General features: G+C 46.3%; 16 protein-coding genes. 13 read left to right on the top strand and 3 right to left on the bottom strand.

The window, feature by feature from the left end:
- Positions 1–35 precede the first annotated feature (35 nt).
- The 5 genes from ppk1 (at position 36) to IEY13_RS04490 (ending at position 5821) form a co-directional block, all read left to right on the top strand.
- On the top strand, positions 36–2123 hold the full coding sequence (gene ppk1 / locus IEY13_RS04510) for a polyphosphate kinase 1 (protein ID WP_188950751.1): 2088 nt from the start codon (positions 36–38) through the stop codon (positions 2121–2123).
- Positions 2104–3006: a Ppx/GppA phosphatase family protein gene (locus IEY13_RS04505; protein ID WP_188950750.1), complete on the top strand. Its 903-nt coding sequence runs from the start codon at positions 2104–2106 to the stop codon at positions 3004–3006. The genes ppk1 and IEY13_RS04505 overlap by 20 nt, the downstream gene beginning before the upstream one ends.
- 50 nt (positions 3007–3056) lie before the next feature.
- On the top strand, positions 3057–3872 hold the full coding sequence (gene panB, locus IEY13_RS04500) for a 3-methyl-2-oxobutanoate hydroxymethyltransferase (RefSeq protein ID WP_188950749.1): 816 nt from the start codon (positions 3057–3059) through the stop codon (positions 3870–3872).
- A 181-nt stretch (positions 3873–4053) separates the two neighbouring features.
- Positions 4054–5118 carry a sensor histidine kinase gene (locus IEY13_RS04495; RefSeq protein ID WP_188950748.1) on the top strand — a complete coding sequence of 355 codons (1065 nt, stop codon included), beginning with the start codon at positions 4054–4056 and terminating at the stop codon, positions 5116–5118.
- A gap of 4 nt (positions 5119–5122) precedes the next feature.
- Positions 5123–5821: a LytR/AlgR family response regulator transcription factor gene (locus IEY13_RS04490; protein ID WP_229687727.1), complete on the top strand. Its 699-nt coding sequence runs from the start codon at positions 5123–5125 to the stop codon at positions 5819–5821.
- 48 nt (positions 5822–5869) lie between these two features.
- On the opposite strand, the gene IEY13_RS04485 is transcribed toward IEY13_RS04490, so the two are convergent.
- A complete protein-coding gene (locus IEY13_RS04485) occupies positions 5870–6472 on the bottom strand; it encodes a hypothetical protein (protein ID WP_188950746.1) in 603 nt (200 codons plus the stop codon).
- 13 nt (positions 6473–6485) lie between these two features.
- Here IEY13_RS04485 and amaB point away from each other — a divergent pair, with 13 nt between their 5' ends.
- From amaB to IEY13_RS04470, 3 genes are all read left to right on the top strand, one after another.
- Complete coding sequence (gene amaB / locus IEY13_RS04480) at positions 6486–8012, top strand: L-piperidine-6-carboxylate dehydrogenase (RefSeq protein WP_188950745.1); 1527 nt, start codon at positions 6486–6488, stop codon at positions 8010–8012.
- Between the two features lie 114 nt (positions 8013–8126).
- A complete protein-coding gene (locus IEY13_RS04475) occupies positions 8127–9827 on the top strand; it encodes a S8 family serine peptidase (protein WP_188950744.1) in 1701 nt (566 codons plus the stop codon).
- Positions 9828–9832: 5 nt separating this feature from the next.
- Positions 9833–10345 carry a DinB family protein gene (locus IEY13_RS04470; protein ID WP_188950743.1) on the top strand — a complete coding sequence of 171 codons (513 nt, stop codon included), beginning with the start codon at positions 9833–9835 and terminating at the stop codon, positions 10343–10345.
- A gap of 70 nt (positions 10346–10415) precedes the next feature.
- Here IEY13_RS04470 and IEY13_RS04465 read toward each other — a convergent pair whose 3' ends face one another.
- Positions 10416–12602, bottom strand: coding sequence for a prolyl oligopeptidase family serine peptidase (locus IEY13_RS04465; protein WP_188950742.1), 2187 nt, complete (start codon positions 12600–12602; stop codon positions 10416–10418).
- A 230-nt stretch (positions 12603–12832) separates the two neighbouring features.
- Here IEY13_RS04465 and pfkA point away from each other — a divergent pair, with 230 nt between their 5' ends.
- The 3 genes from pfkA to IEY13_RS04450 all read left to right on the top strand — a co-directional run bounded on the left by pfkA (position 12833) and on the right by IEY13_RS04450 (position 17292).
- A complete protein-coding gene (gene pfkA / locus IEY13_RS04460) occupies positions 12833–13816 on the top strand; it encodes a 6-phosphofructokinase (RefSeq protein ID WP_188950741.1) in 984 nt (327 codons plus the stop codon).
- A gap of 11 nt (positions 13817–13827) precedes the next feature.
- Positions 13828–15321, top strand: coding sequence for a pyruvate kinase (gene pyk, locus IEY13_RS04455; protein WP_188950740.1), 1494 nt, complete (start codon positions 13828–13830; stop codon positions 15319–15321).
- A 93-nt stretch (positions 15322–15414) separates the two neighbouring features.
- A complete protein-coding gene (locus IEY13_RS04450; protein WP_188950739.1) occupies positions 15415–17292 on the top strand; it encodes a CocE/NonD family hydrolase in 1878 nt (625 codons plus the stop codon).
- Positions 17293–17410: 118 nt separating this feature from the next.
- On the opposite strand, the gene IEY13_RS04445 is transcribed toward IEY13_RS04450, so the two are convergent.
- A complete protein-coding gene (locus tag IEY13_RS04445; RefSeq protein ID WP_188950738.1) occupies positions 17411–18073 on the bottom strand; it encodes a metal-dependent transcriptional regulator in 663 nt (220 codons plus the stop codon).
- Positions 18074–18228: 155 nt separating this feature from the next.
- On the opposite strand from IEY13_RS04445, the gene IEY13_RS04440 reads away from it, so the two are divergent.
- Positions 18229–20262 (top strand): TonB-dependent receptor plug domain-containing protein, encoded by a 2034-nt coding sequence (locus IEY13_RS04440; protein WP_188950737.1) that lies wholly within the window; start codon positions 18229–18231, stop codon positions 20260–20262.
- A 291-nt stretch (positions 20263–20553) separates the two neighbouring features.
- The gene (locus tag IEY13_RS04435; RefSeq protein ID WP_188950736.1) at positions 20554–23178 is read left to right on the top strand and encodes a PKD domain-containing protein; all 2625 of its coding nucleotides are present in this window, start codon (positions 20554–20556) and stop codon (positions 23176–23178) included.
- The last annotated feature ends 51 nt before the right edge of the window (positions 23179–23229 follow it).

Below are 23229 nucleotides of genomic sequence, written 5' to 3'. Positions count from 1 at the left end.
ACCCTTGATTATTTTTAGCCACCTATCACAACCGTATGAGCAAAAAGAATCTTCAGGCCAGAGACATCAGCTGGTTAAGCTTTAATGCACGTGTTTTACAGGAAGCCAACGACCCTACCGTACCGCTGAAACAACGTATCCGTTTCCTGGGCATTCACTCCAATAACCTGGATGAGTTTTTTCGTGTAAGGGTAGCTACGCTCAAAAGAATGATAGAACTGGGTGGCAAAAAAGGCAATATGCACCTGGAAGAAGATCCGCAGTCTATTCTGGACCAGATACAAACCACCGTACTGCAGCAGCAGAACGAGTTTAACCGCATCTGGGAAGACATTCTGAAAGATCTCAATAAACATAAAATATACCTCACCAACGAAAAGCAGCTGAACAAGGAGCAACAGGAGTTTGTAAAAACGTTCTTTGATGAATCGGTACGGGCCAACATTATCCCCCTGCTGATTGAAAGCCTGCCGCAGTTGCCCTATGTACGCGATAAAAGTATTTACCTGGGCGTGGTAATGAGAAAGAAAAACTCAGCCTACGACCAGAAATATTCCCTGATAGAAGTGCCCAGCAAGGTAGTAGGCCGCTTTGTACAGCTGCCCTCTCCGGAAGGCGAGCATCATATTATTCTGCTGGAAGATATTATACGCTTTAATCTGCCGTACATCTTCTCTTACTTTGGCTACGACCATTTTGATGCGCACCTGTTTAAGGTAACCAAGGATGCGGAGATTGATATAGATAACGATATATCTACCTCATTTGTACAAAAAATTGAAAAAGGCCTCAAAAGCAGACGTAAGGGTAAACCCGTACGTTTTGTGTACGACAAAGAGATGGACGCGGGCCTGCTGGAATACCTGATGCGCCGCCTGAACCTGAGCAGACGCGATAACATTATACCCGGTGGACGCATTCACAACTTCCGCCATTTTATGGACTTTCCGGATGTGTTTAAAGCCACTAAAAAAGAACGCGCTTCCTTTACACATCCTGAATTATCGCAGGCGCAGCGTGTTACCGATGTTATCCTGAAAAAGGATGTAATGCTGCACTTTCCCTACCACAGCTTTGGCTCTGTAATTGACCTGCTGCGCGAAGCAGCGATGGACCCGGATGTGCAGAGTATTAAAATAACCGCTTATCGGCTGGCACCCTCCTCCCGTGTTATCAACGCCCTCATCAATGCCGTGCGTAACGGCAAAGAAGTAGTGGTAATGCTGGAACTGCGCGCCCGGTTTGATGAAGAAAACAACCTGGAATGGAAAGAGGTGCTGGAAGAAGAAGGGGTAAAAGTATTAATAGGTATTGCTAACCTGAAAGTACACGCCAAGCTGTGTGTAATTAAAAAGAAGCAGGGCACCCGCACCGTGCAGTATGGTTTTGTAAGCACCGGTAACCTGAACGAGAAAACGGCCAGAGTATATGCCGATCATTGCCTGCTTACCAGCAACCGCAGTGTAATGGCTGATATTAACCGCATATTCAAGTACCTGGAAAACCCTAAAACCACTATACAGCACCTGCGCAACTGCACCACCCTGCTCATATGCCCCAATGCTATGCGCAAGCAGCTGATGCTACTGATTGACCGGGAAATAAGATGCGCCAAATCTAAAAAACCGGCTAAAATCTACATCAAACTTAACTCGCTGAGCGATGAAACGCTGATTAACAAATTATACGAAGCTGCTGCCGCCGGTGTGGAGTTGAATATTATTGTACGCAGTATCTTCTGCGCCTGCACCAGTCAACGTAAGTTTAAACAGCCTATTCATGCGGTTTCTATTATAGATGAAAACCTGGAACATGCACGGGTACTCATTTTCCACAATGGCGGTAAAGAAAAAATGTTCATCTCTTCAGCCGACTGGATGGTGCGTAACCTGGACCACCGTATTGAAGCCGCAGTGCCCATTCTGGCCCCTGCTATTCAGAAAGAATTAAAGGATATCATTAACATACAACTGGCCGATAACGTTAAAGCGCGCTGGCTGGATGATAATTTATCTAATAACTATGTAATTTCGGGCTCTGAAAAGAAGATACGGTCTCAGGTAGAAACCTATCAATATCTATATCAAAAAACCGGAAAGCATAGTGAAGCTAGCAGCCATTGATATTGGAAGTAATGCTGCCCGCCTGCTGATAGCAGAAGCAGTGGAGAATGAAAAAGGCGATACAGAGTTTAATAAACTTAACCTGGTGCGGGTTCCCCTGCGGCTGGGTTTTGACGTGTTTGAAACCGGCGCCATCAGCGCCTATAAAACAAACATGATTATGCAAACCATGCAGGCCTACAGCCATTTGTTAAAAGCGTATGAGGTATCTTACGTAAAAGCAGTAGCTACCAGTGCCATGCGCGATGCGGCTAACGGCCCGGCCATTATACAGCAGGTAAAGCAGGAAACAGGTATCGACATTTCTATTATTTCCGGTAGCCAGGAGGCTTCTTTTATCTATGAAAACCATATTGCGGAGAATCTGGACCGCGAACACTCCTACCTCTATATAGACGTGGGTGGTGGCAGTACCGAACTTACCTTTTTCTCCGATAACCGGCTTAAATACAAGGAATCCTTCAACGTAGGCACCATTCGCCTGCTTAAAAATCAGGTGGAAGAAAGCCAGTGGCAGGAAATGAAAGAAGGCCTGAAACAAAACACCAGAAGCATCTGGCCTATTACGGCCATTGGTTCCGGCGGTAACATCAACAAAGTATTCTCTCTCAGTAAAAAGAAAGACGGCAAACCGCTTTCTGCCGAACTGCTGCGCGACTATTATAAAGAACTTTCCAGCGTTTCCCTGGCCGAAAGAATGCGCCTGTATAAGCTGCGCGAAGACCGGGCCGATGTAATATTGCCTGCTCTGCAGATTTACATTAACATTATGCGCTGGGCCAATATTGATGAAATTTATGTGCCTAAAATAGGCCTGGCAGACGGTCTTATTCAGATACTCTACAACGAAATAAGCAGCAAAGCATGGGCAGCAGGTGAATAATTTCTATTACTTTGTGCGCTGAACGGGTATTGTTCATTTAATACGCAGTAATGTCAGTAAACAAAGAGATTAAGAAAATTACCACCAACACCTTACAGAAAATGAAGGCTAACGGGGAGAAAATCTCCATGTTAACCGCCTACGATTTTTCGTTTGCAAGGTTGTTTGATGAGGCAGGTTTGGATGTAATACTGGTAGGCGACAGCGCCAGCAATGTAATGGCCGGGCACGAAACCACCCTGCCTATTACGCTGGACCAGATGATTTATCACGCTTCTTCTGTTATCCGCGGTACCAACCGCGCACTGGTAATTGTAGACCTTCCGTTTGGCTCATACCAGTCAAACAGCGAAGTAGCACTGGCTTCCGCCATCCGTATTATGAAAGAGACAGGCGCCCATGGCCTGAAGCTGGAAGGCGGTGAGGAAATTATAGACAGTGTAAAAAAGATTGTATCGGCCGGTATTCCGGTTATGGGGCACCTGGGCCTTACCCCGCAAAGCATTTATAAATTCGGTACCTATAACGTACGCGCCAAAGAAGAAGCCGAAGCCAATAAGCTGAAGAAAGATGTGCAGCTGTTACAGGAAGCCGGTTGCTTTGGTGTGGTGCTGGAAAAGATACCCGCGCAGCTGGCCAAAGAAGTTACCGAAAGCCTTACCATACCCACCATAGGCATTGGCGCCGGCGGTTACTGCGATGGTCAGGTGCTGGTAATGCACGATATGCTGGGTATTAACAGCGAGTTTAAACCGCGTTTTCTGCGTCAGTACCTTACCCTGGCTACAGACATTAAAAACGCGGTTCAGCACTATATAAACGATGTTAAATCGCAGGATTTTCCCAACGAAAAGGAATCTTATTAAAAAACCTGCTACCGATAAAATGCCTGGTATTGTCTAAAAACAGTTGATACCAGGCATTCTTGTATGTAAGTTTGTCTACCGCCTCCATTTTACCGGTCCGGATATCTATCCGGGGTCATTTTTTGCAGCAGGGTTTTAGTTATTGACGGGTAATAAGGAGGCGCCTTTTAATTATTGCACATTGGTATTACAGAGAAAAAACTTAGCAGCGCAACTGGTATTGAACATTGCAGCATGGGCCATCTTCTTCATGTTGCCCTTTGTATTTCTGTACTACAATCCCAAATCAACTCCTTCCCCGCTATCCAGCCCCCGGTTTGTGAATTCCCTTATCACATCCAATATCATATTAATTATTTTTTACTACTTCAACCGCTGGTGGCTGATACCCAAACTGCTGGCGCGTAAAAAAACATGGTTCTATATATTTTCTATTATAGGGTATCTGGCCCTGTATATTGCCATTCTGTATTTCATCTTTATCAAAGCGCCTGAAACACAGAAATACATACGCGATCAGCTGGTAAAAAACCCGAATTTTAAAATGACCTTACGTTTCTTCTGGCCCGGGCCTGTTACCTTGTTTCTGCTCACCTTTGTGGTAAGTAGTAGCTCTAAAGTAATTGCCCAGTGGTTTCAGGCAGAAGAAAACCGGCAGGAGGTTACCAAACAGCAGCTACAGACCGAGCTTTCGCTGCTGAAATCGCAGGTAAATCCGCATTTTCTGTTCAATACACTCAACAGTATTTACTCTTTATCTGTTACCAATAGCGATAAAACCCCCGATGCCGTAATGAAGCTATCCCGCATTATGCGTTATACACTGGAGGAATCGCAGAACGATGAAGTGCCACTGGACGACGAAATAATGTTTGCCAGAAGTTATATAGATCTGCAGCAGTTAAGGCTTACCGATAAGGTGCACATTAATTTTGCCACCACCGGCGAAACAGAAAGTGTTATTATAGCCCCCCTGCTGTTTATTCCTTTTATAGAAAACGCATTCAAATACGGCATTAGCGCTCACCATCCTTCTGCCATTGATATACAGTTGCAGGCAAGTAACCACCAGGTGGTGTTTACCTGCGTAAACGATGTGGTACCCGCCGCGCAAAAACACGAAGGCACCGGCACCGGTATCATCAACACCCAGCGCCGGTTAGATATGTTATATCCCGGCAAACACAGTTTAACAATAGAATCTAACACCCAGCAGTATAAGGTATTGCTGATACTAAATGTGTAGCATTATGAAATGTGTAGCAATAGACGACGAGCCACTGGCATTACAACTGGTACAGGGGTATGCCCGCAAAACAGGAGAACTGGACGTAGTAGCCACCTTTACCGATGCTGTAAAAGCAAAAGAATACCTGCAGCAGAATGAAGATATAGATCTGTTGTTTCTGGATATACAAATGCCCGATATTAACGGTCTGGAGTTGTTTACCAGCCTGGAAAACAAGCCCATGGTAATATTTACCACCGCGTTTGGCCAGTACGCCGCCGAAGGTTTTAACCTGGATGCAGTGGATTATCTGGTAAAACCGTTCGACTACGAGCGTTTTCTGAAAGCCGTTACCAAAGCCCGCGAGCTGGTGGAGTACCGCCAGAACCGCGAGGTAAACGAAGGCTACCTTTTTGTAAAGCACAACTACCAGTGGAATAAAATCTACTTCAAAGACATTGAACTGATTGAAGCCCTGGATGATTACATAAAACTCTACCTCTCTCCCAAGCCTATACTGGTACATATGAGCATGAAAGCCGTATCGGAAAAGCTGCCACCCAGCAAATTTGTGCGGGTACACCGCTCTTATATAGTACCCGTTGAAAAGGTTGACGGCTGGAACAAAAACTCCATTCGCATTGGCGAAAAAACCATTCCTGTAAGCTATACTTATCAGAAGCAGGTACAGGAATTACTGCAAAAACGCATGGAAGGATAACCCGGAAAAAAGCCGGGCGACGCAATTAGAAAGCCGGGCGATGCCATTCTAAAGCTTAGCCGTACAATTCCAAAGCTTTGGGATGCCATCCTGAAGCTGGTCCATGCCATCCCAAAGCTTGTAAAACTGCCCATAGAGCTGCCGGAGCACTTTTACAGGCTTCTTTTCTACGCCGGAAAGTTGCTGCATGTTTCCAGATAACTTATAAATCCGCTCAGAAAACTTATAATTCTCTTCCGGAAGTTGGTAAATGTGGCCAGAAGGTTGGCCAATCAGGTCATAAAGTACCTGGCTTACCCGCCAGAGCTTTGGATTTTGCACCGAAAGCTTTGGATTTTGCTCAGAAAGCTCACGGATTTGCTCCTGAAGCTGGTAATTACGAGGAAGAAGCTGGCCGCTGCATTTTGAAAGCTTTGGGAGTTGCTCCGGAAGCAGGGCCATGAAATCCGGCTGCTCACCGGAGTGCTCCGGAAGCTCCGGAGTGTTTTCCTGGTACTTCTGTACGACTTGCAGCAACTCCCGGGCGTGACAATAATACACAATATATCCTTCCCGCACCTTTAGCGTACAGCCATTGCAGATGCCGTTTTTTTCCTGAAATTCGTTATTTCCCGGCAACAGCCATCTGCAACCGGAAGTAAACCACCACAAACACACAAAGAGTATGAAAGAGATTTTAGCGCAGCTCGGCATTTCCTCTCAAAACAAAGGCACCTCAACCGGTAACCACTGGCTGGCAGGCAGCGGATCTGAATTGGAATCTTTTTCACCCGTAGATGGTCAGCTGATAGCCACGGTACAACCTACCGATGATGCCAGCTATAACAATGTGGTAAACACTGCACTGGAAGCCTATACTACCTGGCGCACCTTCCCTGCCCCTAAACGTGGCGAAATTGTACGGCAGATTGGCGATGCCCTGCGTGCCAACAAAACCAACCTGGGTAAGCTGGTAAGCTACGAAATGGGAAAAAGCCTGCAGGAAGGTTACGGCGAGGTGCAGGAAATGATTGATATCTGCGATTTTGCCGTGGGTTTATCCCGCCAGTTGTATGGCCTCACCATGCACAGCGAGCGCCCTTTGCACAGAATGTACGAGCAGTGGCACCCATTGGGCATCACAGGTATTATATCGGCCTTTAACTTCCCGGTAGCTGTATGGAGCTGGAACAGTGCACTGGCCTGGGTATGCGGCAACGTATGTATCTGGAAGCCGAGCGAAAAAACGCCGCTCTGCGCCATAGCCGTTCAACATATTGTAGCAGAAGTATTTAAAAAGAACGATGTACCCGAAGGTGTATGCTGTCTGGTACAGGGTGGCCGCGACCTGGGCGAAAAACTGGCCGCCGATGAAAGGGTAGCATTAGTATCCGCCACCGGCTCTACCCGCATGGGCAAGGCCGTGGCCCAAACCGTAGCTGCACGCTTAGGCCGTTCGCTGCTGGAATTGGGTGGCAACAACGCCATTATTATATCCGAACATGCCGATCTGGGTATTGCCCTTCCCGGCGCCGTATTCGGGGCTGTAGGCACCGCCGGCCAGCGCTGTACCACCACCCGCCGTTTAATTATTCACGAATCGGTATACGAAGCGTTTACCCAAAAACTGGTAAAAGCCTATGGCCAGTTGCGCATTGGCAACCCGCTGGATGAACATAACCATGTAGGCCCGTTGATTGATAAAGACGCCGTAACACAATACCTCAACGCCATTGAAAACTGTAAACAGCAGGGTGGCCGCTTTGTAGTAGAAGGTGCAGTACTGGAAGGCAGCGGTTATGAAAGTGGCTGCTATGTAAAACCCTGTATTGCAGAGGTAAACAGCCAGCTGCCTGTGGTAACACAGGAAACCTTTGCCCCCATTCTTTACCTGCTTAAGTACAAAACACTGGATGAGGCTATTGCACTGCAAAATGCTGTGCCACAGGGACTTTCGTCCGCTATTATGACGCTGAACCTGCGCGAAGCAGAGCAGTTTCTCTCCTACGCAGGCAGTGATTGCGGTATTGCCAACGTTAACATAGGAACCAGCGGCGCGGAGATTGGCGGAGCTTTTGGAGGCGAAAAAGAAACCGGCGGAGGCCGCGAAAGTGGGTCAGACGCCTGGAAAGCCTATATGCGCCGCCAAACCAACACCATCAACTATAGCACTCAATTACCTCTGGCTCAGGGTATTAAGTTCGATTTGTAAATTAATAATTTCATAAAATTCTATTAATGTTGTATTAATCGTTTTCTTAACTTACAAGCCTGTCTGATATTTGTATTTATAGTAGAAATTATATAACGATTCCAGCAGTGACACATGAGACCTTCCGTGAGAAAATCTAATATCGTAATCGTTGCCTGTCTGTTCTGGGCTGGTCAAACACAGGCGCAGAACGCCCTGAAGGGCTGGCATCTGAAAGACCTGCAGCAGGATGGCTACTACGGCATCAGCATTGGCAATGCCTACACTTTTTTAAAAGATAAAAAAAGCACACCGGTTATTGTAGCTGTAATTGATTCCGGTATAGATACCACACAGGAAGACCTCAGAAGCATTCTCTGGCGCAACCCCAAAGAAATTCCCGGCAATGGCATTGACGATGATGGCAATGGTTATATTGATGATGTATACGGCTGGAACTTCCTGGGCAATATAGACGGCAATAACCTTAAAAAGGCCGCTGACGAAAAAACAAGATTATACCATCGCTATAAAAACAAATTCTCCGGCACCAGCATTAACGAAGACAGTCTTCCTAAAACCGATAAAGCCCAGTACAATCTATGGGCTAAAGCGGCAAAGGAAATGACCGTAAACAGCGAAGAACAGGCTGAGCTGATGTTTGTGGAGATGGCACTGAAAGCGCTGAAAAAGCACGACAAAACCCTGCAGCAGGAATTGGGCAAAACTGAGTTTACCTGCGAGCAGCTGGAAAAATGGCAGCCTTCCAACTCGCACGGCAAACAGGCCAAACTGGGCTACCTCAGCAGCATGAAGTTGCTGGGTTTTGAAGGTGATGATACCAACGCCTTTATCATTTCTCAGTTAAGCGAATATGCCGATGGCAAAAAAGAATCGATGGAAGCACGTGACGTGCCCCCGCCCGATTATCGCGAAAAAGTAATTAAAGACGATTATTACAACATCAACGACCGTTTTTATGGCAATGCAGATGTAATGGGTCCTAACCCACTGCATGGCACGCATGTAAGCGGTATAATAGGTGCAGACCGCACCAACAACCTGGGTATTGAAGGCGTGGCAGATAATGTAAAAATTATGATGGTACGCGCCATACCTGATGGCGATGAATACGATAAAGATGTGGCTCTGGCCATCAAATACGCCGTAGACAACGGCGCGCGTGTAATCAATATGAGTTTTGGTAAAGCTTTCTCTCCCGAAAAGAAATGGGTAGACGAAGCCATACAATACGCAGAAGCGAAAGACGTGCTGATTGTACATGCTGCCGGTAACGAAGCTACGGATGTAGACGAAACAGAAAACTTTCCCAACGCACAGTTACTGGAATGTAACAGACGTGCCGATAACTTTATCAATGTAGGCGCCAGCAGCGATCCGCATATTGGTGATGGTAAACTAATAGCAGACTTCAGCAACTATGGCAAAGCCAATGTAGATGTGTTTGCGCCAGGCGTAAAAATCTATTCCACGTTCCCAGGCAAAAGCGATTATGGCTTTTTAAAAGGAACCAGTATGGCCGCCCCGGTAGTGGCAGGTGTGGCAGCGTTAATACGCTCCTACTACCCTGATTTATCTGCCCGGCAGGTTAAATATGCTATTGAAAAATCTGCCTACAGCTGCGATACTACGGTTACTGTTTACAAACCTGGCACCAAAGAAAAGGTAACCATCAGCACTTTATGCGAAACGGGCGGTATGATAAACGCCCGCACTGCACTGGAAGTTGCTGCCACCCTACAGCCGGAAATAAGAGATAAAAAAAAGGTAACTTTACCAAAGGCTACTTTCAAAAACAGTAAGCCGGTAAAATAGCAATCATGGCAAAACCCACCGGAGGAAAATTTTACGTTCCTTATCAGGAAACCTACATCAACAAAGTAAACAGTGATACCGTAACAGACATAGTAAAAGACTATTCTGCACAAATTGCAACCTTCTATAACGCATTGCCCGAAGCAAAAGCAGACTATGCATACGCTCCGGGAAAATGGACTATAAAAGATGTAATACAGCACGTGGTTGATGCAGAAAGAATATTTGCTTACCGCCTGCTGCGTATTGCCCGTAAAGACAAAACGCCTTTACCTGGTTTTGAAGAAAACGATTATGCAGTAACCGCCGGCGCTTCTGCCAGAACCCTTTCCTCACTGAAGGAAGAGTTCAATGCGGTACGTACCTCCACAGATTTATTACTATTATCCCTTACAGAAGCGCAATTGGATTGCACAGGCTTCACTTCCGGCGTAGAGGTTACCGCCAATACCATTGCGTATGTGCTATATGGGCATCTGTTGCATCATAAGGAAATACTGGAGCAGCGTTATCTGTAAATTAGCATACTAAAAAGCCGCGCCCGGTTAAACAGGCGCGGCTTTTTATTTTTATATCATCAACAGCTATCTATTGCTCTTTATACGTCATACCCAGATTAAACATTACAAAGCTCCAGATATCCGCAGCCTCTTCAATCAGCTTGGTAGTAGGCTTACCGGCACCATGGCCTGCCTTGCTTTCAATACGTATTAAAGCAGGGTTATCGCAGCTTTGGGTTTCCTGCAAAGTTGCTGCAAACTTAAAGGAGTGTGCAGGCACTACACGATCATCATGATCTGCCGTGGTAACCATGGTAGCAGGATAACAGGTACCCTTTTTCAGATTGTGCAGGGGTGAATAGCTGTACAGGTTTTTAAAGTCTTCTGCACTCTTTTCCGCATTACCATACTCCACAGCCCAGCCCCAGCCAACAGTAAACTTATGAAACCGCAGCATATCCATTACACCTACCTGTGGTATAGCCACCTTAAATAAATCGGGGCGTTGCGTCATTACCGCACCTACCAGTAAACCTCCGTTACTGCCGCCTCTTACGGCTATCTTCTCTTTGCTGGTATACTTGTTTTCAATCAGCCATTCTGCACTTGCAATCATATCGTTAAACACGTTCTGCTTGTTTAACAGCATGCCTGCTTTGTGCCACTCCTCACCATACTCATTACCACCACGCAAACATACCATGGCATAAATACCTCCCTGCTCCATAAAGAATACGTTGGAAATACTAAAGCCAGGCGTCATAGCCACATTAAAGCCGCCATAACCATATATCAGCACCGGGTTTTCGCCATTCAGTTGTAAGCCTATCTTATACGTTAAAAACACCGGAACTTTAGCACCATCTTTAGAAGTAACAAATACCTGTTTGGTTTCATAATCCTCCGGTGTAAACTTCACTTCCGACTTGCGGAACAACTCTGATTTGCCAGAGGAAATTTCGTAACGGAATATAGTAGGCGGATAGTTAAAAGAAGTGAATGTATAAAAGAAATCTTTATCACTTATTTCGCCACCAAAGCCAGATGCAGTACCAATTCCGGGCAGTGCTATCTCCCTCACCTGCTTACCACCAAACGTATATTGATACACTTTGGTAGAAGCATCTTTCAGGTAACTTGCAAACAAATAACCACCTCCGGTGGAAACACTCTCCAGCACCTCCGGCTTCTCTGCAATCACCGTTTTCCAGTTTTCTTTAGCAGGGTTGGCCGGGTCAATCAGCACCACTTTATAATTAGGTGCACCATCATTGGTTTTTACCAGCAGCTTTGTGTCTACGTTATCAATTATTTCCGGCTCTGTATCAAAACCTTTTATCAGCGTGGCAAACTTTAAAGCCGCCTTACCATGGGCAGACTTAGCTTTAGGTGCGGCACCATAGCCCGATGCACCGTAACCTGCAGCGGGTGCAGAAGCTATTCTTTCCACCTTTCTGTCCAGCACCTTTGCCTCCCATAAATCGGTATATAAAATCTCTCCGCCACTGGTGCCCTCACTCACCTGAATATACAGGTAACGTCTGTCTTCCGTTACACCTGCACCAAAGTAACGCAGCGGATGTTCATTATCTTCAAACACCAGTATATCGCTGCTCTGCGGCGTACCTACCCGGTGAAAGTATACTTTCTGGTACTCGTTCTTTTTGCTCAGTATGCTCTTCTCATCCGGCTTAGGATAGCGGCTGTAAAAGAAACCATTTTCATCTCTCCACGCAAAACTGCTGAACTTAATGTATTCAATCTTTTCCTTTAACAGCTGTTTGGTTTCCGTGTTCATAATATAGCCCACCTGCCAGTCGCTGCCAGATTGTGCTACAGTATAAGCCATGTATTTACCGCTTTTGGTAAAACTTACATTGCCCAGGGCAGCAGTACCATCAGCCGATAAAGTATTGGGGTCCAGAAATACTTCCGGGGTTCCCGTTAGCCCTTCCTGGCGGTATAAAACGCTCTGATTTTGCAGTCCGTTGTTCTTAAAGAAATAATAATACTTCCCCTTTTTAAAGGGAGAAGAATATTTGGCGTAATTCCATAAACCTTCCAGCCGTTGTTTAATAGAATTGCGGAAAGGAATCTTTGAAAGATAGTTTTCCGTTACTGCATTTTGTTCCTTCACCCATTGCTTTGTTGCGGCACTGTTATCGTCCTCTAACCAGCGGTACGGGTCGCTTACACGCGTTCCGAAGTAGTCATCATGCTGTTCTGTTTTTTGCGTTATTGGGTACTTAATCTGAGCTTCACTTCGTGCTGTCATACCTGTCATTAGAATAAAAATGAACCAATACTTTTTCTGCATCTAAGTTGTTTTTGCACACACAAGTTTACGGAAACTAACTTACCGGTAAAGTTTAATCGGTTTGTCATTTTGGTTACTTGCCGCAAATCACTACTTTTGAGACTTCGGAAACGTTACCGTAAAAATTTTACGAAATTTTAGCCTGCCTCGTTGAAAATTATATTAAAGGGACAATTGATTGTTGCACAATGTCGAATAAAGTTACAAAAATCGGGGTACTCACATCAGGTGGTGATGCACCCGGAATGAACGCCGCCATCAGGGCGGTTGCCAGAACAGGAATTTATTATGGTCTGGAAGTGTATGGAATTATGAGGGGCTATAGTGGAATGATCGATGACGACATTTTCCACATGAGCACCCGCTCTGTCGCCAATATCATTCAACGCGGCGGAACTATTCTCAAAACAGCACGCAGTAAGGAATTCATGGAGTACGAAGGCCGTAAAAAAGCCTACGAAAACCTGAAAAAAAGAGGCATCGATGGCCTGGTGGTTATCGGTGGCGATGGCAGCTTCCGCGGTGCTCAGAAATTCAGCGCAGAATTTGATATTCCCTGTATAGGTTTACCAGGTACTATTGATAAAGACATTGCCGGTACTGACTTTACCATTGGTTTTGATACCGCAGTAAACACAGCCGTAGATGCGATTGATAAAATCCGTGACACCGCAGATGCTCACGACCGTTTGTTTGTAGTAGAAGTAATGGGCCGCGATGCAGGTTATATTGCCCTGCACAGTGGTCTGGCTACCGGTGCGGAGTGTGTATTGATTCCCGAAACACGTACCAACATCGAAGACCTTATTTCACAACTTACCGAAAAAGAAAAGCGCAGAAAACTGGTGAACCTGGTTGTTGTGGCCGAAGGTGATGAATTTGGGGGTGGCGCTGAAGTAGGTAAAATATTAAAAGAAAGACTGCCTAACATGGATATCCGGGTTTCTATTCTCGGTCACATCCAGCGCGGTGGTTCTCCTACCTGTCTCGACCGTATCCTTTCCAGCCGTATGGGCTTCCACGCAGTAGAAAGTTTAATGACCGGCCGCCACAACGTAATGGTAGGTATTATAGACGATCAGATGCATTATATACCACTGGATACTGCTGTGAAAGAAAAACAGAGCTTTACTTCAGACTGGTTGAAAATCATTAAAATATTAGCAAGCTAAAAAGTAGAACAATGTCAAACAATGTAGACAAGTACCTGCACAAACAAATGGATAAGCAGGCTGGAATAGACCACACTTTTCACCGTACTAAAATTGTGGCAACAGTAGGTCCCGCTTGCGACACTTATGATAAACTGCTGGAACTGGTTAAAGCTGGTGTAAACGTATTCCGTCTTAACTTTTCACACGGTACACACGAGGATAAAGCAAAGATTATTGAGTATATCCGCGCTATCAACAAAGCGGAACCTTATAATATTTCCATCCTGGCCGATCTGCAAGGTCCTAAATTGCGCGTAGGTGAAATCCAGAATGGTTCTATGGAAATTGCTACAGGCGATATCCTTACCTTCTCTTCCAAAGAGAAAGTAGTAGGTACCAAAGAAAAGATTTATGTTTCTTATCCTGACCTGCATGCAGACGTTAAGGTGGGCGACAAAATACTGATTGACGATGGTAAGCTGGAAGTAGTGGTAATTGAAGTTACCAAAGCTGGTGATGTTAAAGTAGCTGTTACTTACGGTGGTTTGTTATTACCTAAAAAAGGGGTAAACCTGCCTGATACTGCTATCTCTTTACCGGCACTGACTGATAAAGACTTAGTAGATCTGGACTTCATCATTGAGCAGCAGGTTGACTGGATCGCGCTGTCTTTCGTAAGAAAAGCAGAAGACATCGTTGATCTGAAGAGAAGACTGAACGAGAAAAAATGTGTAAGCAAGGTAATCGCTAAAATTGAGATGCCTTCTGCCATGGTTGATATCCGTAACATTATCCTGGAATCAGACGCCGTAATGGTGGCCCGTGGTGACCTGGGTGTGGAACTGCCTGTTGAAAAAGTACCAATGGCACAGCGTGATATCATCCGTAAATCTATACACCGTGCAAAGCCGGTAATTGTTGCCACCCAGATGATGGAGAGCATGATTGACCGTATTAAGCCTAACCGTAGCGAAATTACCGACGTTGCCAACGCGGTACTGGAAGGTGCTGACGCAGTAATGCTGAGTGCTGAAACCGCAACAGGTAAGCACCCTGCACTGGTGGTAGAAACCATGCGTAAAATTATCCTGGAAGTAGAACGTACCGAATACCGTTACGACAGAGAAGAAGACCTGCGTCCGCAGCCGCATTCTCCTAACTTCCTGAGTGATGCGATTTGTTATAACGCCTGTAACATGAGTAAAGACGTGAAAGCAGACGCCCTGATTGGCATGACACAGAGTGGTTACACTGGTTTCGTACTCAGCAGCTACCGTCCCCGCTCTCCTTTATTCATCTTCACCAAAGTGCGTAGCCTGGTAAACCAGTTAAGCCTTAGCTGGGGGGTTCGTGCTATCTATTATGATGAAGAGAAAGATCTGGATACAATCGTAGCCGATCAGATCAACATCCTGAAAGAAAGAGGATTTGTGAAGAGTGGTGATTCGGTTATCAACACCGGCTCAACACCGGTTCACCTGCACCTTCCAACGAACGTGCTTAAGATTACCAAAGTAGACTAACCAATACTTACAGAATCCGGCCAAAAGCCGGATTCTTTCTTTTATGCCTGTTGTTGCTTATCTTACTGGCTATAGAAAATTTCAATGTTACACATGAATTACCAAAAACTACTAGTACTGCTGTTACTGGCACTCCCCTTTGCCGGCGATGCACAAAACGAAGATTCTGCCTGGTTCCGCAACCACTACATTAAACAGGAACAATACATCCGCATGCGCGATGGTGTAAATCTGTTTACCTCTATTTATATTCCGGTGGATGATAAAGAAAAACATCCCATACTGCTTACACGCACACCGTATTCCTGTGCGCCCTATGGTACCAATGAATACAAAAGCTACTGGAGCAACTATTACAAAGAATACCTGAAAGCAGGCTACATAATGGTAACGCAGGATGTGCGTGGCCGCTGGATGAGTGAGGGTACTTTTACCGACGTGCGCCCCTACAACCCCAATAAAAAAACAAACAACGATATTGATGAAGCTTCTGACACCTACGACACCGTAGACTGGCTGGTGAAGAATGTAAACGGCAGCAATGGCAACGTGGGCATATTCGGCATCTCTTACCCCGGCTTCTACTCTACCATGGGTGCCCTTAGCAAACACCCCGCTGTAAAAGCAGTTAGTCCTCAAGCCCCCGTAACAGACTGGTTTGTGGGTGATGACTTTCACCACAACGGCGCCTTCTGTTTAATGGATGCTTTTAACTTCTATTCCTCCTTTGGCAAACCACGCCCCGTACCTACCACCAAAGGCCCCGAAGGCTTTAACTGGCCCACACAGGATGCGTATGACTTTTACCTGCGCACGGGTGCCTTACCTGATTTTGCAGCCTTAATGGGCGATAGCATCGCCTTCTGGAAAGACTTATACGCGCACCCTAACTACGATAGCTGGTGGCAGGCCCGCAATCCCCGCCCGCACACCGGTAACATCAGCGATAGCACAGCTACCCTGGTAGTAGGCGGTCTGTTTGATGCAGAAGACTGTTTTGGAGCATGGAGTACCTACCAGGCCATAGAAAGCAAAGCACATAACAATAATAAGCTGGTAATGGGCCCATGGTTTCATGGTCAGTGGGCACGCGGCAACGGCGCTAATCTGGGCAATGTGCAGTTTGGCAGCAAAACCAGCGAATGGTATGCCGCCAACCTGGAAATCCCCTTCTTCAACTACTACCTCAAAGGCCAGGGCCGTATTGATGGTGTTAAAGAAGCCAACATCTTCTTCACCGGCGAAAACAGCTGGAAACAGCTGCCGCAATGGCCTCCTTCCAACATACAAAACAACAGCCTGTACCTGCAACCCAAAGGTGGTTTGCAGTGGAGCAAACCTGCTGGTGGTAATGCTTTCAGCGAATACATCAGCGATCCTTCCAAACCGGTTCCGTATACAGAAGACATACTGTTCAAAAGAACGCGGGAGTATATGACCGATGACCAGCGCTTTGCTGCCCGCAGGCCCGATGTACTGGTGTTTACCACTTCTGCATTAACAGAAGATGTTACCCTTGCCGGCCCTCTTACAGCCGATTTACAGGTAAGCATCAGTACTACAGATGCCGACTTTGTGGTAAAACTGATTGATGTGTTTCCGGACGACTTTACTTATAACAACCAGCCGGGCTACTCGCCTGAAAACTATATTATGAATGGTTATCAGATGCTGGTACGTGGTGAAATTATGCGTGGCCGCTATCGCAACAGCCTGTCTAAACCGGAAGCCTTTACGCCCGGCAAAGTAACCAACGTTAAATACACCCTGCCCGATGTAGCGCATACCTTTAAAAAAGGCCACCGCATTATGGTACAGGTACAAAGTTCCTGGTTCCCTATTATGGATAGGAACCCGCAGCAGTTTATTGATATTTACCATTGTAAAGATGCTGACTTTAAAAAAGCATCTATTAAAATATATCATGATGCTGCCCACCCCAGCAGAATTATACTGCCTGTAGTGAAGTAGTATTCAAATACCAGGCTCCATCGGGGGGTATAAACACAAAGAGGCCGCATCAGATAATGATACGGCCTCTTTTATATTATAATCCATTAACGCAACAGTATTCAATAACAGGTTATTCCTATGTTCCGGCAGGCTCTACCAACAGGCGCTCTGTAACAGTGCTGCTAAGTACTAAAGCAGTATGCTTGCCGTAGCTTACCGTCATACTACCATCAAAAGGCTCCACCGCTTTAATCTTTATTTTCAGCCCCAGCCTTAACTCGCGGCTGTTGAGGTAGGTAAGAAATTCGGTGGTAGAATCCAGCACTGCGGCAAGCACCAGGGTTTCACCTGCTTTGCTCTGGCTCAGCTTCTGGTATTGCCTCCACACCAGTTTTCCGTTTTTATCAGGTATGGGCGATCCGTGGGGGTCTACTTTGGGGTAGCCTAGCAGCACATCCATTTTATCAAAAAATGCGGCAGACTGTATATGCTCCACCTGCTCTGCAATCTCATGTACCTCTTCCCAGCCAAAGCCCATCTTTTCTACCAGAAACATTTCTGTAAGGCGGTGTTTACGAATAATCAGCCCTGCCTCCCTGCGCCCCTTATCGGTCAGGCGCAAAGGTTTATAACTCTCATAAAACACCAGTTTTTTCTCCGCCAGTTTTTTCATCATGCTGTTAACGGTAGGCATTTTAATATCCAGCCGCTTCGACAACTCGTTCACTCCTACCTCTCCCTTATCATCCGCTAATGAAAACAAGGCTTTCAGGTAATTTTCTTCTGTCAATGAGTTCATTCTACAAAACTAAGCAAACTAATATGAATTTGTTTGCTGATAAACAACTGAATAGCAGGGTATTGCCCCAACACCAAGATAGGCGCCGCAATATTTATTTGTTAGAGCCAGCTAACTTTATATTTTTACACCACAAAACTCACCACTGAATACTAATGAAAAAGCATGTTCTGTTTATATTGGTTCTTTTATCAGGCGCTGCTGCAACAGCACAATCCGTAACAAAAGATACGCTTATCGCCAACACCGATCTGGAAGACATGGTAGTTACAGGAACCATGAAGCTGTCTAAACGGTCGGCCAGCCCCATACCGGTAGAAGTAATCAACCACCAGTTCTTTAAAAAGAACCCTGCACCCAGTCTGTTTGAATCGGTGGGCATGGTAAACGGTGTACAGCCGCAGTTAAACTGCAACGTATGTAACACCGGTGATATACATATTAATGGTATGGAAGGCCCTTACACCATGATACTGATTGATGGAATGCCTATAGTAAGCAGTCTTTCTACCGTATACGGCCTCAGCGGTATACCCAATAGTATTGTAGACCGTATTGAAATTGTAAAAGGCCCCGGCTCTTCGCTGTACGGTTCAGAGGCCATGGGTGGCATCATCAACATCATTACCAAAAATCCGGAAAACGCGCCCCGTATCAGCGCCGATGTATTCACCACTTCGTGGCAGGAACACAATGCAGATATTGGTGGAAAATTCCGTGTAGGCAAAGCAGGCGTGCTTGCCGGTATCAGCTACTTTAATTACCAGAACCCGCTGGACAAAAACGGAGATGGTTTTACAGATGTAACGTTGCAAAACCGCGTATCTGTTTTCAACAAATGGAAGCTGGAACGAAAGGAAAGCCGGATAGCAAGCCTGGCTGCACGCTATGTGTACGAGGATCGCTGGGGTGGCCAGATGAACTGGGGCAAACGTTGGCAGGGCAGCGATAGTGTATACGGCGAAAGCATTAACACCAGGCGCTGGGAGCTGATTGGTATGTACCAGTTACCTGTGCCTGAAAAAATAATGCTACAACTTTCTTACAACTGGCACAACCAGGATAGCTGGTATGGTACCAACCCTTACTTTGCCACACAACGCGTGGCATTTGCCCAGGCCTACTGGGATAAAGAGTTCGGGTTTCAGCATAACTTTTTGCTGGGCGCTACTTACCGCTATACGTATTATGATGATAACACACCCGGTACCGGCACCATCAACGGTAGCAATGCGCCTATGAAAACGCCTTTGCCTGGTGTATTTGTGCAGGATGAGTGGACCATTAACCCCATGCACACCCTGTTAGCCGGTTACCGGTACGATCATGATAAAACGCACGGCTCTGTACACTCACCACGTATAGCCTATAAATGGTCGCCCAACTTACGCAATACCTTCCGCGCCAGCTTTGGTACCGGCTTTAGAGTTGTAAACCTGTTTACAGAAGACCATGCCGCACTTACCGGCGCACGTGAAGTGGTAATAGCAGAATCGCTGCTGCCTGAACGCTCGTACAACACCAACCTCAATTATGTACGAAAATTTGCATGGAACCGCACTTTTCTGAATCTGGATATCACCGGCTTCTACTCCTACTTCACCAACAGAATTACGGGCGACTTCGATTCTGATCCATCTAAAATCATCTACCGCAACCTCAATGGCCATGCTATTTCGCGGGGCGTATCGGTAAACGCAGATGCCACTTTCCCCTTTCCGCTGAAAGTAATGGCAGGTGTTACTTACATGAATGTATATCAGATGGCTAATAACAACGGTAAAACAGAAAAATCTGTACAACTGCACGCCCCAACCTGGTCCGGCAACGTGGTAGCCACCTACACTTTTCCGCACAATTACATAGTAGATTTTACCATGCGATGGAACGGCCCCATGCGCTTACCCATACTTCCCAATGATTACCGTCCGGAATACTCTCCGTTATACTGCCTGGCCAATATTCAGCTTACCAAAAAACTACACAACCAGCTGGAATTTTACGGAGGAATTAAAAATCTGTTCAATTTTATACCAACCTACGCACTTATGCGCCCGTTTGACCCGTTTGACAAGTACGTAAACGACCCGGTAAACAACCCGCACAACTACACTTTTGAAACCAGTTATAACTATGCACCCATGCAGGGAATAAGATTTTTTGCAGGAATCCGTTACGCTTTGCGATAATTCATCTTCTTTAGCGGATATCGTAAATGTTTTTTCCCAATCGGGTAAACAGCAAAGCACCATGGAACCCGAATTTTACGATCAGAAATAGAATAAAAATTTTCTCATATAAGCAGTTAGTTTTGGTGCGCCCGGGGTGTCTACTCTGGGCTTTATTTTTATACACCACCTATTCCCTCCATAATAAATCGACATAAATCTGAATTTTGTCGGTGTATTCTGCCCGGTCACAGCATTCACGGTTGCCAGCTGTAAACTAAGCCTACTTTTAGTAAGCATATTACATATACTGTGAGCACTACTATAAGACCAAACCACTGCTACAGCAAACTGCTGCTGCCCATTCTCTGCTGTTTTTTACTTACCGGCACCGCCATAGCAAGGCATGGAAAAGGAGGTGCCCTGCTGTACGAATATCTGGGAGCGGGCGCTGCCACCGGCACCTCGCAATACCGCATTACAATACAACACTATGTAAACTGCGATAGAGTTGCAGACGAGCCTTCCAGTGTATACCTGGGCATTTTTACAGCCAATACCAACAGCCTTGTTACCACGGTAACCATTAGCCGTACCAGCGCAGCCACCATTACCAAAACCACTTTTAACTCCTGTATTAACCCGGTGCCCACCGTATGCTTTTACCTGGTTACCTACGTTACTACCGTAGAACTTGCTGATAATACAGCCGGCTATGTACTTACCGAGCAGGAATGCTGCCGGGCAGGCAGCCTGCTTAATATCAGCAACCCCTCCAATGTTGGATTTACCAATTACAATACTATACCGGGCGTTATTAACAATGTAACCTACCGCAACAACAGCAGCCCCGCCCTGCCTTTTAAGGACACGGCAGTTATTTGTTACAATGCACATTTTACCATCGATTTTGGATCAACCGATGCAGATGGCGATTCGCTTTCTTATGCATTCTGCTCCGCCAAAGCCACCAGTTCCGGCAGCCGCCAACCCAACCCACCTGCAGCACCACCCTATACAGATGTTACCTATACCAGTGGCTATTCCGGTGAAAAGCCCCTTGGCAATAATGTTACCATCGATAGTAAAACAGGTGTTATTACCGGTACAGCCCCTGCCACCACGGGCGATTATGCTGTATCTGTATGCATAAGCGAGTTCCGTAACGGCGTGTTAATCAATACCACTAAAAAAGAAGTACTGGTAACGGTTGCCAACTGCAGCCTCACCGCTGCCGCACTTGAGGTATCTTATATCAACTGCGATAACTACAATTTCAGTTTTCAGAATCAATCCACCTCTTCCAATATAGAAAAGTACCTGTGGGATTTTGGTGTAACCAGCAGTACAGCCGATACTTCCAGCCTGCCCACCCCTTCCTATACCTATACAGATACCGGCACCTATACCCTGAAACTAACCGTAAGCACATCCAATGGCTGTACCGATTCTACCAATGCTATGGTAAGGGTATACCCCGGCTTTCACCCCGGTTTTACCTATACCGGCCGCTGTTATCTGCTGCCTTTTCAGTTTACCGATACCACTTACGCTAAGTATGGCACAGTAAGCAGCTGGGCATGGAGCTTTGGTGATGGTGGCATCGCTACGCTCCAAAACCCTTCCTGGCAATACAATACAGCAGGCACACGCACAGTAACCCTGGCTGTAGCCACCAGTAAAGGATGCAATGCCACGGTAAGCCAAACCATAACAGCAGATGAAAAGCCGGTACTAACATTGCCGTTTCATGATACACTTATCTGTAGTATAGATACCTTGCCATTGGTAGCCACCGGCTCTGGTGTGTTTTCCTGGTCGCCTGCTTATAACATTATGAACCCCGAAACAGGTACCCCGCGTGTATATCCCAAAGACACTACCGTATATGTAGTTACCCTTACCCGGAACGGCTGTGTAAACAGCGATTCTGTTGAGGTAAACGTACTGAATTTTATTACGGTTTCGCTGCCGCCCGATACAACTGTTTGCGCCACCGACGCTTTTACACTTAACCCGGTAAGCCATGCGCTGCAATACCTCTGGAGCCCCGCCACTTATCTGAGCAGTGCTACTGTTAAGAACCCGGTAGCCTCTCCCGAGGCAGATATCACCTATGAGGTAACTGCCAACCTGGGCAAATGTCAGGATAAAACCGCTATCAATATTCACCGGGTGCCTTATCCGCAGGTGAGCGTAAGCGCAGATACCACCATCTGCTTTGGCAAAACCGTTACGCTCCACGGCACCATTACTGCGTCTTCCTTTTACTGGGCACCCGCATCCAGCCTTTTATACCCTCAAACACTGCATCCGGTAGCCGGGCCTGCCAAAACCACTTCCTATGTGCTTACAGTGTACGATACTCTGGGCTGCCCAAAGCCTGCTTTTGACACGGTAACAGTTGCCGTAATGGCTAAAATATCCGCTAACGCAGGGCACGATACCACTGTGGTAGCTGGCCAGCCTCTGCAGTTGCTGGCCTCCGGCGGCACTGCTTACGCCTGGCTACCCGCTACCGGCCTCAGCAACAGCAGTATTTACAACCCCGTGGCTACCCTGTCCGGCTCTGTTGATTCTATCATTTATCAGGTGCGTGCATACGATGCAGCAGGCTGCTATGCAGATGATTATGTTACTATAAAAATATTCCGCACACCGCCGGATATATTCGTACCCACCGGATTTACACCCAATAGCGATGGTCGTAACGATGTACTCAAACCCATTCCGGTGGGCATTCAAACCTTTAGTTATTTCCGGGTATACAACCGGTGGGGGCAGCTGGTGTACCAGACAGGCACTATAGGGCACGGGTGGGATGGTACTATCCGGGGCATGGAGCAACCTACTGGTACTTATGTGTTTGTAACAGAAGGTATTGATTATACAGGTAAGCGTGTACAACGCAAGGGAACCTCCGTTTTAATCCGGTAAAAAACCGCCGTTCATCCTTTCGCAGCATTGTTTTGTCAGTTCGCAGCAGGC

The organism is Filimonas zeae (assembly GCF_014641615.1).
GTDB classification, from domain to species: domain Bacteria; phylum Bacteroidota; class Bacteroidia; order Chitinophagales; family Chitinophagaceae; genus Filimonas; species Filimonas zeae.
Note: the sequence above shows the minus strand (reverse complement) of the source record. Positions and strands in the feature narration are given on the sequence as shown.

Excerpts from the sequence above, each read along its gene's own strand:
- ppk1 (WP_188950751.1), top strand. The coding sequence starts at position 36 with ATGAGCAAAAAGAATCTTCAGGCCAGAGACATCAGCTGGTTAAGCTTT.
- panB (WP_188950749.1), top strand. The coding sequence starts at position 3,057 with ATGTCAGTAAACAAAGAGATTAAGAAAATTACCACCAACACCTTACAG.
- IEY13_RS04490 (WP_229687727.1), top strand. The coding sequence starts at position 5,123 with ATGAAATGTGTAGCAATAGACGACGAGCCACTGGCATTACAACTGGTA.
- amaB (WP_188950745.1), top strand. The coding sequence starts at position 6,486 with ATGAAAGAGATTTTAGCGCAGCTCGGCATTTCCTCTCAAAACAAAGGC.
- IEY13_RS04475 (WP_188950744.1), top strand. The coding sequence starts at position 8,127 with ATGAGACCTTCCGTGAGAAAATCTAATATCGTAATCGTTGCCTGTCTG.
- IEY13_RS04470 (WP_188950743.1), top strand. The coding sequence starts at position 9,833 with ATGGCAAAACCCACCGGAGGAAAATTTTACGTTCCTTATCAGGAAACC.
- IEY13_RS04465 (WP_188950742.1), bottom strand. The coding sequence starts at position 12,602 with ATGACAGCACGAAGTGAAGCTCAGATTAAGTACCCAATAACGCAAAAA.
- pfkA (WP_188950741.1), top strand. The coding sequence starts at position 12,833 with ATGTCGAATAAAGTTACAAAAATCGGGGTACTCACATCAGGTGGTGAT.
- pyk (WP_188950740.1), top strand. The coding sequence starts at position 13,828 with ATGTCAAACAATGTAGACAAGTACCTGCACAAACAAATGGATAAGCAG.
- IEY13_RS04450 (WP_188950739.1), top strand. The coding sequence starts at position 15,415 with ATGAATTACCAAAAACTACTAGTACTGCTGTTACTGGCACTCCCCTTT.
- IEY13_RS04445 (WP_188950738.1), bottom strand. The coding sequence starts at position 18,073 with ATGAACTCATTGACAGAAGAAAATTACCTGAAAGCCTTGTTTTCATTA.
- IEY13_RS04440 (WP_188950737.1), top strand. The coding sequence starts at position 18,229 with ATGAAAAAGCATGTTCTGTTTATATTGGTTCTTTTATCAGGCGCTGCT.